General features: G+C 43.6%; 13 protein-coding genes. 6 read left to right on the top strand and 7 right to left on the bottom strand.

The features are described 5' to 3' along the window. The 3 genes from LRM42_RS02855 to tsaD all read right to left on the bottom strand — a co-directional run bounded on the left by LRM42_RS02855 (position 1) and on the right by tsaD (position 4,733). A complete protein-coding gene (locus LRM42_RS02855; RefSeq protein WP_243816670.1) occupies positions 1–2,556 on the bottom strand; it encodes a valine--tRNA ligase in 2,556 nt (851 codons plus the stop codon). A gap of 161 nt (positions 2,557–2,717) precedes the next feature. Then, the gene (locus LRM42_RS02850) at positions 2,718–3,644 is read right to left on the bottom strand and encodes a lipid II:glycine glycyltransferase FemX (protein WP_243816669.1); all 927 of its coding nucleotides are present in this window, start codon (positions 3,642–3,644) and stop codon (positions 2,718–2,720) included. A gap of 18 nt (positions 3,645–3,662) precedes the next feature. Beyond that, positions 3,663–4,733 (bottom strand): tRNA (adenosine(37)-N6)-threonylcarbamoyltransferase complex transferase subunit TsaD, encoded by a 1,071-nt coding sequence (tsaD, locus tag LRM42_RS02845; protein ID WP_243816668.1) that lies wholly within the window; start codon positions 4,731–4,733, stop codon positions 3,663–3,665. A 41-nt stretch (positions 4,734–4,774) separates the two neighbouring features. Here tsaD and LRM42_RS02840 point away from each other — a divergent pair, with 41 nt between their 5' ends. After that, positions 4,775–6,091 (top strand): UDP-N-acetylmuramoyl-L-alanyl-D-glutamate--2,6-diaminopimelate ligase, encoded by a 1,317-nt coding sequence (locus LRM42_RS02840; protein WP_243816667.1) that lies wholly within the window; start codon positions 4,775–4,777, stop codon positions 6,089–6,091. On the opposite strand, the gene LRM42_RS02835 is transcribed toward LRM42_RS02840, so the two are convergent. Next, positions 6,048–7,337: a Mur ligase family protein gene (locus LRM42_RS02835; protein WP_243816666.1), complete on the bottom strand. Its 1,290-nt coding sequence runs from the start codon at positions 7,335–7,337 to the stop codon at positions 6,048–6,050. The genes LRM42_RS02840 and LRM42_RS02835 overlap by 44 nt on opposite strands. 83 nt (positions 7,338–7,420) lie before the next feature. Here LRM42_RS02835 and LRM42_RS02830 point away from each other — a divergent pair, with 83 nt between their 5' ends. The 4 genes from LRM42_RS02830 (at position 7,421) to groL (ending at position 10,642) form a co-directional block, all read left to right on the top strand. Further along, positions 7,421–8,281: a hypothetical protein gene (locus tag LRM42_RS02830; RefSeq protein WP_243813288.1), complete on the top strand. Its 861-nt coding sequence runs from the start codon at positions 7,421–7,423 to the stop codon at positions 8,279–8,281. Between the two features lie 7 nt (positions 8,282–8,288). Further along, positions 8,289–8,618: a hypothetical protein gene (locus LRM42_RS02825; protein WP_129637131.1), complete on the top strand. Its 330-nt coding sequence runs from the start codon at positions 8,289–8,291 to the stop codon at positions 8,616–8,618. A 94-nt stretch (positions 8,619–8,712) separates the two neighbouring features. Then, on the top strand, positions 8,713–8,982 hold the full coding sequence (locus tag LRM42_RS02820; RefSeq protein WP_243804154.1) for a co-chaperone GroES: 270 nt from the start codon (positions 8,713–8,715) through the stop codon (positions 8,980–8,982). 16 nt (positions 8,983–8,998) lie between these two features. Next, positions 8,999–10,642 carry a chaperonin GroEL gene (gene groL / locus LRM42_RS02815; RefSeq protein WP_129632049.1) on the top strand — a complete coding sequence of 548 codons (1,644 nt, stop codon included), beginning with the start codon at positions 8,999–9,001 and terminating at the stop codon, positions 10,640–10,642. Positions 10,643–10,703: 61 nt separating this feature from the next. Here the strand turns inward: groL and LRM42_RS02810 are convergent, their stop codons facing one another. Then, positions 10,704–11,213 (bottom strand): hypothetical protein, encoded by a 510-nt coding sequence (locus LRM42_RS02810; RefSeq protein ID WP_243816665.1) that lies wholly within the window; start codon positions 11,211–11,213, stop codon positions 10,704–10,706. A 77-nt stretch (positions 11,214–11,290) separates the two neighbouring features. On the opposite strand from LRM42_RS02810, the gene LRM42_RS02805 reads away from it, so the two are divergent. Further along, positions 11,291–12,331 carry a bifunctional phosphoglucose/phosphomannose isomerase gene (locus LRM42_RS02805; RefSeq protein WP_243816664.1) on the top strand — a complete coding sequence of 347 codons (1,041 nt, stop codon included), beginning with the start codon at positions 11,291–11,293 and terminating at the stop codon, positions 12,329–12,331. A gap of 1 nt (position 12,332) precedes the next feature. Here LRM42_RS02805 and LRM42_RS02800 read toward each other — a convergent pair whose 3' ends face one another. Together LRM42_RS02800 and LRM42_RS02795 are read right to left on the bottom strand one after the other, a co-directional pair. Beyond that, positions 12,333–13,544, bottom strand: coding sequence for an ABC transporter permease (locus LRM42_RS02800; protein ID WP_243816663.1), 1,212 nt, complete (start codon positions 13,542–13,544; stop codon positions 12,333–12,335). Then, positions 13,541–14,335: an ABC transporter ATP-binding protein gene (locus LRM42_RS02795; RefSeq protein WP_243816662.1), complete on the bottom strand. Its 795-nt coding sequence runs from the start codon at positions 14,333–14,335 to the stop codon at positions 13,541–13,543. The genes LRM42_RS02800 and LRM42_RS02795 overlap by 4 nt, the downstream gene beginning before the upstream one ends. Positions 14,336–14,374 lie beyond the last annotated feature (39 nt).

Genomic DNA, 14,374 nt, shown 5'->3' with positions numbered 1-14,374 from the left:
CTATTTTAAGCTAATTACTTCCAGTTCCGAAACAAGCCGAGTAATGATTTTTTCTTGCTCGGCTAATTGCTCGCGAGTTTCCTCGACAAGGTGGACTGGCGCCTTCTCAACGTAAGTTGGATTTTCCAGGCGCTTCTTTAATCCCGCCAATTTCTGACGTGCTTCGGCTAGGCGCATTTCCAAATTTTCCTGATGTTGGTACAGAGTTTCGCTATCAATATCTAGCCACGCTTCCCTGTTTGCCGCCGCTAATCTCAGTCCACGCGGCTGATCTGTGTGCTCAATTGCCTCAAGCCGCATAAGATGTTTAATTGTGTCTTGATTGTCAGCAATAAGACTGTCGTTGCCGTATAGCAATCGATATTTCTTATTCCCTGGCAGTTCAGCAATCACCCAGCGACCTTCAGCGACCAGAAGTTTAAGTTGCTCGAATTGCTCAGCGGCAATCGGATCGAACTTTTCTGGAGTCGGCCAAGCTTCACGCATCAAAATGCCGTCGGTGTAATTGAGTGTTTGCCAAATTGTTTCCGTAACGAACGGCGCAAATGGATGAGCGATTTTCAAAGAAGTTGCCAAAACCCAAGATAGTAACGGACGATTGATCGCGGTCTTAGACGATTCAATGTACCAGTCAGCCACGTCGTCCCAGATGGTGTGATAAACAGTTTCTGACGCCTCTGAGAAGCGATATTGCTCTATTCTAACGGCAATGTTGTTGGCAGCGTCGTTCAGTTGGCGAATAATCCAGTGATCGGCCGGAGTTTGTGGCTCTAAGTCGACAATTTGGTGATTATCGCCAATTTGCGCCTCGACGAACCTGGCAATATTCCATAGCTTATTGCAGAAATTACGTGCCGCAATGACTGACCCCTTGTTGAAAGCTTGACTTTGAGCCGGCGCCCGTCCAGCGATAACTCCCATGCGCGTTGCATCAGATCCGAATTCCGCAACCAATTCCATTGGATTGATAACGTTACCCTTAGACTTAGACATTTTTTGATTGTGTTCATCGTTGACCATTCCGTGTAGATAAACTTCTTTGAACGGCAACTTCCCTGTTCGGTATAGACTAAGCATGATCATTCGTGAAACCCATGCGCGCATAATATCCATACCAGTTTCCATCATGTCAGTTGGGAAATAATTGGCTAAATCGCCGTCGGTCAGATAATCCGTTACAATATATGGCCATTGACCAGATGAGAACCAAGTATCAAAGGTATCCTCTTCCCTGATATATGTTGTGTCATTTACAACAATACTCTGCTCGTTAGTGCGAGTATCAAAAATCCAATCCTTAGGGTCGTTTTCATTTACAAACGCAGGAATTGGTATTCCCCATGGAATCTGTCGTGAAATATTCCAGTCTTTCAATTGCTCAAGATATGCGATTAGCTCTTTGCGCTTGGATGCTGGATAAAAAGTAATTTCTTCTTTTTTAAGCGCGTCAATTGCTGGCTGTGCGAGTGATTGTGTTTTAATAAACCACTGCTCTTTAATCATCGGCTCAATCACGCTGCCACACTTATAGCAATGTCCAACGGCGTGTTCAATTTCAGTTTCGCCGCGGCGTAGCTCTAGCGCTTCCAACGTCTCCAAAACTCGAGCGCGAGCTTCTATTGGTGTTAATCCTAAGAACTGCGCTGGCACGTTTATCATCTTCCCTTCTGGGCTGATAATTGACTCTATAGGTAAATCATGACGTTTTGCAATTTCAAAGTCGTTCGGGTCGTGCGCTGGCGTAATCTTAACCGCACCGGTACCATAGCTCATGTCGACGTATTCGTCCGCGATGATAGGAATTTCCTTATCGACAATCGGCAGTAAAATGCGAGTTCCAATCAATTTTTTGTATCGCTCATCGTCTGGATGAACCGCTACGGCAACGTCGCCGAGCATAGTTTCTGGGCGCGTAGTAGCTATGATAATCTCGCCAATTTTATCTAGCGTCGGGTAAGCTATTTTCCACAACTTCCCTTTCTCGTTCTTATGTTCTACCTCGATGTCGGCAAAGCTGGTTTGGTGCTTGGTACAGTAATTAACAATCCTCTCACCTCTGTAAACTAAGTTGTCGTCCCACATTTTCTTAAACGTATCGTATACGGTGTTGATGACTTTGTCGTCCAGAGTGAATGTCAAATGCTTCCATGATGCACTAACACCTAATGCGCGCAATTGCAGCTCCATATTGCCGCGTTTTTCTTGTACAAAATTCCAAACTTGACTATACAGTTGGTCACGTGAAAAATCGAAGCGACTCTTCCCTTGCTTCGTCAATTCTCTTTCATACACAACCCAAGTTTCAAACCCAGCGTGGTCGGCACCTGGAATAAATACGGCGTCGTCACCCTTCATTCGGTGATAGCGAATCAGAATATCCTTCAGATTCATGTCTAGTGCGTGCCCGATGTGAAGATTACCGTTCGCGTTAGGTGGCGGCATAATGATTGAATATGGCTTGCCTACCCCTGTTGGCTCTAATGCGCCGCTGGTTTCCCATAGGGCATAAATATTCGGTTCGTAATCGTTTGGTATGTATTGTTTAGCTAGCTGCATAAATTATTCCATGGTTTTTCATGTGAAAAAAGACAAAAGAAAACAAAGTAGCTTTTCACGTGCAAAAGCCCTTATTTATGTAATCCTCTAATTTCTCCACATGTTTATATTACATCTTAATTATACCACAAATTTATGTGGTGTGATGGATGAAATTAAGGTTATTTTCTGATCGTTTGATATGCTCGATATAGCCAATATTGAAGTGGCTTTAAGGGAAGTTCCCAGGTTGACCCAGAATAGACATCTTCGCCGCCGAATGATCGCTTGAATTTCGTAAAGCCAGCCCACGGGTGATTTTTTGGTGCGTTTTCAGGAGCAATTCCGTATAAATCGACTTTCTCCATTTGGCGATGTTTTGCATCGATTATCGCTTCGGTGAGCAGGGCGGTTCCAGCGTTAAGTTTGCGATATTCTGGTGTAGAATTTGCTGCTGCATGCGCGTAAATTCGAGTTGTTTTTGAGTCGAAAAATAGGGCAGTAGCAATTACTTTATTATCACATGTCGCGTACCAGAATGAAGCGTCCTTTGATGGCAGCAGGGAACCAGCTTGCTTATGAAAATATGAATCTGGGTGCGGCGACATACCAGTTCGTTTGGCGACTTTGTGTATCAATTCTAAGAAATATTTAATATCGTCTGGGTTTTGAGATTGATGGACCGTTACACCTTTTTTGTGATAATTCCTATAACAATTCCTTACAGGTTGCGCCATGCTTGCTATAATCTCTTCCTCTGGCTGCTGGAGATTGATAATATGCGTATGTTCTGGCTGCAAATGGACGTAAGTGGCTTTCTTCCAATTCTCATCATATAATACCTTAGAAAAGGTGGGTTTAACCGGTCCGACTCTAAGGAAAGTAACGCCAAGTTTTTTACCTAGGTCAACGAGATCTTTTAATGCCAACTGCAAATTTTTCTCATTAGTGGCGGTTGGACCAAAAGGGCAGTATAAGCGAGAATTGCCCGTGCCGTGCTCTAATATTGCGAAATATTCCCATCCTTCACCTCTGTTGTGAAAGACTTTTCGACCGAGCGATTGTTGAAATTTTTCCCAGGCTGATGATTGTAGAAAATGTTGATTCATGTTGTAATCCTCACAACGTTATATTGCTGTCATTGATAAACTTGGCTGAACTTCTAAGTCGTATGGATCTGTCGGTTCGTCAATTTGAGATCTGAAATAACCGAGAGTGGCAATCATTGCGGCGTTGTCTGTACAGAGTTGGATAGGGGCGTATTCGATGTCAATCGGCAAAGCTTCGCGTAATTGACGGCGCAACTCTTGATTAGCTGCAACTCCGCCAGCGATTACAACGGAGGCTGGCTGGAAATTGTCAAACGCCTTTTTGGTTTTATTTACGAGAGTTTTTATGGCTGTATATTGGAAACTCGCTGCCATATTACGTCGTAATTCGTCATCTACGAGCGCTGGAAGCTCACGAGAAGGAAAAGTGAAGTCTTTACCGACTTCGTGCTGAACGGCTCTCAAAACGGCTGTCTTAAGCCCAGAGAAAGAAAAATCGTATTCGCCGGATAGTTTGGCAATAGGCAAGTGGAACGCGTGTGGATCGCCAAGTTCGGCGGCTTTAGCAATGGCTGGGCCGCCAGGATATGGCAAGCCGATGATTTTAGCAACTTTATCAAACGCTTCACCAACCGCGTCGTCTTGAGTTTGTCCAATAAGCTGATAATCACCGTGATTTTTAAATAGGACAAGTTGCGAATGTCCGCCTGAAACGATCAACGAAAGCATAGGGAATGACGGCTGCTGTTTCGGCAATGTTAGAGATAAATTGTCAGATTGCTTATTGATAAAATTGGCGTACACGTGAGCTTCTACGTGATGAATCTTAAAGAGCGGCTTATTATGGATAATAGCGAGAGTTCTAGCGGCGAGAGTACCGATTAATAGCGAGCCAATAAGCCCCGGCGCGTAAGTAACAGAGATGGCGTCGATATCATCCCAAGTGCAATTTGCGTCAGACAAAGCTTTTTTAATGACGGGATTTACAACTTCCAAATGACTACGAGCGGCAATTTCTGGAATAACTCCGCCGTATTCTGCGTGAATATCGATTTGTGAATTGACGACATTTGAAAGCAAGCGTTCGCCATCTTCAACTATTGACGCCGCTGTTTCGTCGCAACTGGATTCAATTCCCAAAATCCTCATTTGTTTTTATTATAGCAAATATAAGTGGTAAAATGGGTATTATGAAAAACGAGTTGGTAAAAATTGCTAGAAAAACGCTACCTCAAGGAGCTTTGGAAAAAACCGAAAACGCCTATAGAGTTGCGCGCACGAAGATGATTAGCCTGAGATACGGCAATCCAGCTCGTGGCTTGAGAATTATTGCAGTAACAGGGACGAACGGGAAAACTACGACTGCTTGTTACATCAATGAGATCTTGAAAGAGGCTGGCTTTAAGACTGCATTATTTACGACGGCGGTGATTGAAATTGCTGGCAAGGAAAAGATAAATGATTTGAATGCGACGGTGCCGACTGTGGCAAGACTGTTTAGTTTTTTCCAGACGGCTCAGCGTGAAGGCGTGGAATATGTGATTTTAGAGGCAACAAGTCACGCTTTATCACAGCATAAGTTTGACGGCGTGCCAATTGAGGCGGCGGTGATGACTAATTTGACTCAAGACCATTTGGATTATCACAAAACGATGGAAGCTTACGCGGCGGCTAAGGCTAAATTGTTTAAGAAAAATCCGAAATATATCGTGCTGAATCGTGATGACGAGTGGTTTGAATATTTTGATAAGTTTACGGCTTCTGGTGAGAAAATGACTTACGGAACAAATCCGGAAGCTGAAGCTCACTTGATGCATGTTAAGTTATATAAAAAGGGAACAGAGGCGAGTCTGCTGATTGATCATCAAACTCATTTGGAGTTGGCGACTAATTTGCCTGGCGAATTTAACGTGATGAATATGTCGGCTGCGGTGTCGTTGGCGTATTTGTTGGGAATAAAGTTAGAAGATATCCAAGAGGGCGTAGCGAACTTGGAGGCTATTCCTGGACGATTCGAGCGAGTAGAGAATAAGCTTGGAATTGATATTATTGTGGATTATGCTCACACACCAGACGCGCTGGAAAAATTGCTAAAAACCACTCATAAAATTACCAAGGGGCGATTAACTTTGGTGTTTGGTGCGTGCGGTGACAGAGATAAGACAAAGCGACCGATTATGGGCGAACTGGCGGCTAATTTGGCGGATAGGATTTTCCTAACTGACGAGGAAAGCTATAACGAAAATCCAGATGAAATTCGGGCAATGATTCGTCAGGGAATTGAGCGAACGAAAAAGGCTCATAAAATGACGGAAATTGCTGATCGAAAACAGGCGATTTATCAAGCTCTGAGGTCAGCTGTTCGTGGTGATACGGTTCTGATTACGGGTATGGGTCATGAGCAGTACCGAATTGTGAATGGCAAGCGAATTCCGTGGAATGACAAGAAGGTCGTTCAGGAAATTATTTCTGAGATTGAGAAAAAGAGTCGTAAAATTTCGCTTTAATTTGTTTCCAGCTTTGTGATTGACGAACTAATTTTTCTGCATCGCTTGGGTCGAGTAGCAATTCTTTCACGGCGTCTTCAAGGTAAATGCCGCCCTGTGAGCCTTTGAATAGAATTGTCGTATCTTTAATGTCGCTATTTTTCAGGAATTCTCCAGCTTCAAGCGCCGTGTCAAAAGAAATTACTTTACAGCCATTTTTCTTAGCGATTGGCGCGAGGTGTTTCTTAGCCAGTTTACCAACGGTGACGAGTAATTCTAGCTGTTTAGTGTCGCAAATTTCACCGATTTTTTTATGCTCTGATTCAGATGTTTCGCCCAGTTCATTCATATCGCCCAATACGGCAATTTTATGATTGGCAGAGATGGAATAGAGCGTTTTTAACGAATTTTCCATGGCAATAGGGCTAGCGTTATAAGTGTCGTCCAGTAATGTACAGCCGCGTATGCCGCGTAAAATATTCATTCTACCTGAAACTGGTTTGATTTTTGTTAAAACCGCCGCAACTTCTTCAATATTCATTCCGCAGGCTAATCCCGCCGCCGCCGCGCCAGTGATTGAGCGGATGTTGTGTTTGCCCAATACAGAAATATTTATATCCTGAGAAGTTTCTTCGGAGTGTTTTAAATTGACAATACAACCAGTATCTGTAGTCTTTTTAATTTCCAGGAAAACATCAGCGGATTCGTCGCCGTAACTCACGCGATTTCCAACTATGAGATTATGATATTTTTTATCGATATCGTGAAGGTTGAAGATGGTTTTTTTAGCGACTTGGCTAATGGACAATTCCTCATGAGCTACCGTATCCATATTTTTGAAAAACTCCATATGCTCAGGAGCAACAGAGGTAATTATGGCAATGTCGGGCTGAATATAGCGCATAAAAGTAGCCATTTCACCAGGGCAATCAATACCGCATTCTTGAATAATTACATCTGGCGATTCGGGGTTTTTTACGCTGGCGTGTGCTGCGAAGAAGACTTTTAGCCAGGCTAGGGGAGATTTGGCGTTTTTTGGCCCGTCTACGCCTAAGATTTCCAGCGGCGCACTTAAGGTTGTATTCAAATTGCCGCGACTATGGCGCACGGTGAATTTTTCTGATAGAACAGTGGCGGTTGCTGATTTTACGCTAGTTTTACCAACGCTGCCAACTACGGCAATTAGCTTGGCGTCGGGATGAGATTTAAGATATTTTTTTACATAAGAGCCGAGAATTGTTTCTAAGAGATGTTTGAATAATTGCATGGAGTTATTATAACAGATTGAGGAATAGTAGGGAGAAGGGCGTGGGGTTGCTTTTTTAATGATTTTATGGTATTATAGCAGTTATGAATACAAGCAGATCCAATAGAGAGCGAATGAGATTGAGTGAGGTTGCTGCTGAGGTCACGAGATCTTCTGAGTATATGGAAATATGCTCAAAGTTAGGTGGGACGGCATTAAAAACGGTAGGGGCAAAGCGGCATGTTGTGTCTAAAGCTATAGATATTCAGCGTAGTAAACAAGAAAGTCAATATGAAACAGACGAAGACAGAGCTCTGAAATTAATACAAATTATGCCGTATTGGCTTGATGCTCAGGTAAAGCTTAATAATCATAAGAGTGATATGTCTCACAAAGAGATAAAAAAGTGTAAAGAAACAGTTACGACATTCAATAAAATCATACGTACTATGATAGATGAAGAGCAGTGTAGTAGTATGAAGGAAACTATGGATTCCATCAATGAGGTTATGTTAATGCTTAATTATACTCGCTCGGAGATTGAGTACGCTAGTCAGTCGTTTTATGCTGTGATTCAGGGAATGCGCCATGAAATTGCTGCTGAAAGTGCCTTAAACTGGACTCCGGGAGTTGAACTTGCTGAAATGACTAGTACTGAAGATGATCTTAATGGAGGAGATATTCGTGTTCACTATGTCGATGATCAAGGCGAAAGGTTTGAATTTAACATTGATATAAAAGCGACTAAAATTTCTGCTTATAAGGCAAAAGAAAGGAATCGTAGACCGGGTTATTATGTAATCTGGTCGGAATTTGATGATGATGATTTTTGTGGTAGAGTGCTTCCTGAAGACAGAACTATCAAGAGTAAATGTTCTTACTATGAGAAAAAAATTAAGGAAATAGTTGCCATTGAAAGGCAAAGGCGTAGCAAAGCTCAAAGAACGCTGGGAAGGGCAGTCTAGGTAGAGTATGGAAGCTTATAAAGTTATTAAGCCAGCTAATCTTCAGGAGCTTGATGCTACATTACGCACTAATCCGTTGGGTTCAGAATTTCCAATAACGATTGAGGGGAATCTTGATGGTAATGATATTGCAAAAAGAAGAGGTGTTGTTCCTAAGAAAGAGGAAGCTACCTTTTCAGCTGCTTCTATTGATGTTGGAAAGAGCAGTGAAAATACTAGAATGATTATAACAATGGGGGAAGTTGCTATTAAGGGGGTTGCCTTTACGGGAAGAATCTCTGCATCGGAAAAAGGCGATGATGGTGATGATAATTTCCCTGAGCTACTAATCGTATAATACCGAATAATATCTAGATAATTAGCACTCACACTTGACGAGTGCTAAATTAGTGCGTTACAATAGATACGTTGTTAACGAAATGGAGGATAACGTGAGTACACCTATTAAGCCTCTTGGCGACCGTGTTGTAGCGGTGCGTGAAGAAGCAAAGACTCAGACAGCGAGCGGAATTTACTTGCCTGATAACGCTAAAGAAAAGCCAGTAGTTGCGGAAGTTAAATCAGTTGGCGGCGATGTGAAGAACGTCAAAGTCGGTGATCGAATTGTCTATAAGGAATATTCGACTACGGATTTGAAAATTGACGGCACAGAATATTTGGTTGTTCGTGAAGAAGATATTTTAGCAACGGTTGTTGGATAAAAAGGGGAGTTTAATTATGGCAAAAAAAGTTTTTTATGATGACGATGCGCGAAATCGCGTGCTTGGCGGTGCTAAATCGCTATACGACGCAGTTAAGGTAACTTACGGTCCGAAGGGTCGCAATGTTGTGATTGCAAAGGGTTTTGGCGGTCCAACGGTTACTCATGACGGCGTAACTGTGGCTGAAGGAATTGAATTGCCAGAAAACGATGACGAAACGCTGGGCTACAAAGTCGGTGCCGATTTAATCAAGCAGGCTGCTAAGAATTTGAACAAGCAAGCAGGCGATGGCACAACGACTGTAACGGTGTTGACATACTCGATTTTGAAAGAGGCAAATCGATTGATTGCGGCTGGACATAATCCGATGGAACTTAGAAAAGGCATCGAGCAAGCTGGCGCGGAAATTGTTAAAGAATTGAACAAGCTGGCTGAGCCGATTGAAGGCAAGTCTGACCGCGTGGCTGAAGTTGCTACGATTTCGGCGGGAGATGCGGAAATTGGTAAATTGATAGCTGGCGTTATTGAGAAAGTTGGCAAAGACGGCGTGGTTACTGTTGAGGCTGGTCAAGGTTTGGAGCTGGAAGCTGAAGTTGTCGAAGGTTTTAGTTTAGATAAGGGTTGGGTGAGTCCGTTCTTTGTTACTGACGCGGGTCGCCAGGAAGCTGTGTACGAAAAGCCAGCAATTCTAATCACCGACAAGAAGATTTCTAGCGTGCAAGAATTCTTGCCAATGTTGGAAAAATTGGCACAAAGCGGTAAAAAGGACGTGGTTTTGATTGCTGATGAAGTTGAAGGCGAAGCATTGAGTATTTTGGTGCTAAACAAGCTGAAGGGTGTATTCAACACCGTAGCCGTTAAGGCGCCAAGTTTCGGTGATCGTCGTAAAGATGTACTTCGTGATATCGCTGTGCTGACTGGTGCGACTGTGATTTCTGAAGATCACGGATTGACATTCGAAAACGCTGGCTTGGAAGTTTTGGGTTCGGCGCGTAAGGTGATTGTTGGTAAAGACGAAACGACAATCATTGAAGGCGCGGGCAAGCCTTCAGGTGTGAAAGAGCGAATTGCTGAGATTAAATCGCTTTCAGAAAATGCTTCTAGCGAATATGAGAAAGAGCAATTCGACAAGCGTGCCGCGGCATTATCTGGCAAGGTTGCGGTTATTAAAGTTGGTGGCGCGACTGAGACGGAAATTGACGAGAAGAAATTCCGCGTTGATGATGCAGTGGCGGCTACTAAGGCGGCTTTGGCTGAGGGAATTGTCGCTGGTGGTGGCGTAACTTTGGTCAATTTAGCTGGCAATCTAAAAGTTAGCGGCGCGGATAGTTTGTCGGTCGGTCGACAAATCCTAAAAGACGCTCTGAAGCAACCGTTCTTGCAGATTATGAAAAATGCTGGGTTGAATGCCGACGCGCTGCTTGCTCAAGTTGAATCTGGTAAACCTGGATTCGGCGTTAACGTTATGAAGCCAGAAGATGGTCTAATTGACGTGAAAAAGGCTGGTGTTATTGATCCGGCTCGTGTGACTAAAGAAGCTGTTCAAAATGCAGTGTCAATTGCGTCAACTGCAGCAACTATGGGCGCTTTGGTGGTTGATATTCCAGAGGCTGAAGTTGCAGCTGCTCCTGGCGGCATGCCAGGAATGGGTATGATGTAAATCTACCCCGAGCAATAAAAATCCCGCCGAAAATGGCGGGTTTTTATTTTGGAGAAATGACTTAACGAGGATTTGAGAAATAGTCGATTTCTTTAATGATATCCAGTAGAGCCTGAGCACGACGAGCTTCGTCAACAATAGCTACGGCAGCGTCGTGTGCTGGCGCGATCAAGGTTTTATCGTCAGTGGAGCGAAGAAGTAGTAGGTAAGTATCAAACTTTTCTTCTGGAGAAACATCTAGCTTGTCGACTAATGGACGCAACTCGTTCAAGGCAGTTTGCTTAATCGTATCAAGCGCAGGATCTGCAGTTGCAGTTGGAGTTGGTGCGCTGACCACTGGAGTTGGCGTAACTGGCTCTGGAGCGGCAGGCTTCGTTATGTCAGTAGCAGGCTCATCGCTCTGGTCTGTAGCGACAGGGTCTGGTGAGATGGTTGCAGGATTAATTACAGGTGAAGCTGTAGCATTTGTTTCTTCGAATTGTAAATTATTGTCTGTATCTTGTGATACACCAGCTAATACCTTAGCCAGTTCTTGGTCGTCACTGAATGATTGATTAGCTTGAGAATCCATTATAACCCACCTTATATATTAAATTGTTTAAGCTTATATATGTTACACTATAACATGAGTTAATCAAGGAGCGCAAGATGTTAGATGATATGAATGTGATAAAACAATATGATCCAGGCGACGTTTTAAGCGGCGTTTTGAATATTCCAGAACAAGCTCGATATGAAGTGTCGATTCACGAAAGTGCGAATCAGCGCCGAGATTTTAAGAATATTGTGATCGCGGGAATGGGCGGTTCGGCTTTAGCGGCTGATATGGTTCGAGTTTTGACCGCGGGCTGGTTGCATATTCCGCTTGAAGTGGTGAAGGGTTATGATTTGCCGGGATTTGTGAGCGAGGAAACGTTGGTTATTGCGGTTAGTCATTCGGGCAATACTGAGGAAACTCTGAGTTGTTATCAGCAAGCATTGGAGAAGAAGGCGTGTCTGGCGGCTATGTCGACTGGTGGAGAGTTGATTGAGCGAGCGAAGAATGACAACGTAACTTACGCCCAAGTCCCAGCTGGCGCGCAGCCACGAATGTCGACGGTTTACCATCTGCGAGGATTGTTGAAATTATTACAACATTTTTGGGTGATTGATAATGATTTGTACGATCAGGTGAAAAATAGTGCTGATTGGTTGGCGGGCGAAATATCTAATTGGACAGCTAAAACGCCAGAAGCTGATAATTTGGCAAAGCAGATTGCGAAATTAACAATTGGCAAGACGTTGGTTGTTTTTGGCGGTGAATTGACTTGGCCGCTGGCGTATAAATGGAAAATTAGCTGGAATGAATCAGCGAAGAATTTGGCGTTCTCGAATCAATATCCAGAATTTAATCATAACGAGTTCATTGGCTGGTCGTCGCATCCTGTAGAGAAGCCGTTTGCGGTTTTTGATATTCGTAGCAATTTGGAGCGGGACAGAATCCGCGAGCGAATGGAGCTTAGCGATCGATTGTTAAGCGGCAAGCGACCAAAGGCGCACGTGTTGGAACTTCGAGGAAAGACGCTTATGGAGCAATTGCTGTGGGGCTTGGTGCTGGCTGACGCGGCTAGTATTTACACAGCCATTCTCAATGGAGTTAATCCTGGTCCAGTTCAGTTGATTGAAAAATTGAAAGCGGAACTTAGTTAATTTAATATCGTAGAGATTCGATAGGGTCGCGTCTAGTGGCGCGGGCTGCTGGATATACGCCAGAAATTACGCCGATGATTATGGATAGTCCAATTGATAAGACGGCCGTTTGCCAATAAATATAAGGCGTGAGCGGTAAATATAAGCTGGCAATATAAGCTCCTGCCAAGCCTAAGCCGTAGCCCAATATTCCGCCGAGGAATCCGATGATTGCTGCCTCGATTAAGAATTGATTGATGATGTCCCAGCCCGTGGCGCCGACGGCTCGTCTGACGCCGACTTCACGCTGACGCTCGGCGACATTGACAAGCATCACGTTCATAACGCCTATTCCACCGATCAACAGAGAAATAATGCCGATGACAGTTAAGATTATCGAGAGAAACCTCGCGACATTAGACTTCTTTTCGTTTATCTCTTCGCCAGAAACGATTCGATAATTTTTATCGCTATCATGATTCTTCTTCAAAATATCGTCAGCCGATTTTATGACTGAATTGAGATTTTTATGGTCTTTGGTAGTTACGATGATTTGCTGAATTTGCGGCGTGCCTTGGGTAAATTTTTTAATCATAGACAATGGAATAATGGCGGCGTTATTAAAATTCACGTCCAAATAACTGGCTGGATTTTCAATATTCTTCAACACGCCAACAACGGTCAATGGTTGATTTCGGATGTAAATAACGTTTCCGATGGACCTTTCAGTGCCGAACAGATCGACCGACAATTGCTGGCCGACGACAACTCCGCCAATGTCGTTAATAAATTGCCCAGTAGCAATTTGCAAATTGGCGACGTCTTTTAGCGATTCCGTACTGCCGATTAACGCGGCGTTTTGGATATCGACTTTACCTTCGCGGGCGCGCAGTTCAGCGTGTAAAAATGCGATAGGTGCGGCTTTTGTGTTAGCGATTTTCTCTATATCCCTGGCGTCCGTTTCAGTCAATGTGTTGACTGTCGTCGTGTTGTCGGATTCGGTCAGCAGATTCGGGACGGCTTTTTGATTGCCAGACTTAACAATGGCGACAGGAGCGTCTGATTGGTTGGAATTATCGCCGAATAGGTGATTAAATCCGCCAGTTAGAGATAGAACCATGGTGATGCTGGCGATGCCAATAGCTACGCCTACAATTGTCAAAAATGTTCGTCCGCGATTAGCTCGTAGCGCCTGAGTAGCGTTCTCAAAATGATTTTTTACTAATATTTTCACGATTTTTTCGCCCTCGATTTCTTTGAAAATTTTTGCTTCTTAGGTTTTTCTTCTTTTTCGTCGTCGACAATTAACTTCTTAGTGAACTTGCGCTTTTCCTTATGCTCGTCAGTGTCGATTTTTCCGTCCAACATAGTGATGACGCGACTGGCATAATGAGTCAATTCTGGGTTGTGAGTAACCATAATTATAGTATTGCCGCGACGATGTAGGTCGGACAATTCTTCCATAATGAGATGACTCGATTTGCTATCCAAATTTCCTGTTGGCTCGTCCGCTAAGATAATTGACGGACTATTAACCAACGCTCTGGCAATTGCTACACGCTGAACCTGACCACCAGATAATTGATGCGGCATGTAATATTCGCGCTGTCCCAGATGAAAAGTTTTTAGAATGCGGCTAGCTTCTTGGAGTCGTTTGACTTTCCCAAGCCCTTTATACGTTAACGGCAACGCTACGTTTTCAATTACAGTCAGGCGAGGAATAAGATTGAAATTCTGAAAAACGAAGCCGATGTGCTTGGAGCGAATTTTGGCGCGTCGTCGTGAGCTGAGATTATCGACAGCAACATCGTCCAGATAGTATTCACCTTCTGATGGCTGGTCTAATAGTCCAAGGGTGTTTAATAAAGTAGTTTTTCCGCAACCACTTGGGCCCATAATAGCAATAAATTCGCCCTTTTTAACGGTTAAATCGACGTTATCTAAGGCACGAATCTCAGCATCACCAAAGCCAAATTTTTTGGTGACATTAACAAGCCTAATGCGTGGTGGAATAGTTTCTTTCATCTTTGACTTATTATAGAGAATGAACATCAGTAAGTGCAA

It is taken from the genome of Candidatus Nanosynbacter sp. TM7-075 (genome assembly GCF_022828255.1).
Lineage (GTDB): Bacteria > Patescibacteriota > Saccharimonadia > Saccharimonadales > Saccharimonadaceae > Nanosynbacter.
Note: the sequence above shows the minus strand (reverse complement) of the source record. Positions and strands in the feature narration are given on the sequence as shown.

What these genes read in the sequence shown, in the direction of transcription:
- LRM42_RS02830 (WP_243813288.1), top strand. Translation starts at nt 7,421, where the DNA reads ATGAATACAAGCAGATCCAATAGAGAGCGAATGAGATTGAGTGAGGTT.
- groL (WP_129632049.1), top strand. Translation starts at nt 8,999, where the DNA reads ATGGCAAAAAAAGTTTTTTATGATGACGATGCGCGAAATCGCGTGCTT.
- LRM42_RS02840 (WP_243816667.1), top strand. Translation starts at nt 4,775, where the DNA reads ATGAAAAACGAGTTGGTAAAAATTGCTAGAAAAACGCTACCTCAAGGA.
- LRM42_RS02850 (WP_243816669.1), bottom strand. Translation starts at nt 3,644, where the DNA reads ATGAATCAACATTTTCTACAATCATCAGCCTGGGAAAAATTTCAACAA.
- LRM42_RS02855 (WP_243816670.1), bottom strand. Translation starts at nt 2,556, where the DNA reads ATGCAGCTAGCTAAACAATACATACCAAACGATTACGAACCGAATATT.
- LRM42_RS02795 (WP_243816662.1), bottom strand. Translation starts at nt 14,335, where the DNA reads ATGAAAGAAACTATTCCACCACGCATTAGGCTTGTTAATGTCACCAAA.
- LRM42_RS02810 (WP_243816665.1), bottom strand. Translation starts at nt 11,213, where the DNA reads ATGGATTCTCAAGCTAATCAATCATTCAGTGACGACCAAGAACTGGCT.
- tsaD (WP_243816668.1), bottom strand. Translation starts at nt 4,733, where the DNA reads ATGAGGATTTTGGGAATTGAATCCAGTTGCGACGAAACAGCGGCGTCA.
- LRM42_RS02825 (WP_129637131.1), top strand. Translation starts at nt 8,289, where the DNA reads ATGGAAGCTTATAAAGTTATTAAGCCAGCTAATCTTCAGGAGCTTGAT.
- LRM42_RS02805 (WP_243816664.1), top strand. Translation starts at nt 11,291, where the DNA reads ATGTTAGATGATATGAATGTGATAAAACAATATGATCCAGGCGACGTT.
- LRM42_RS02835 (WP_243816666.1), bottom strand. Translation starts at nt 7,337, where the DNA reads ATGCAATTATTCAAACATCTCTTAGAAACAATTCTCGGCTCTTATGTA.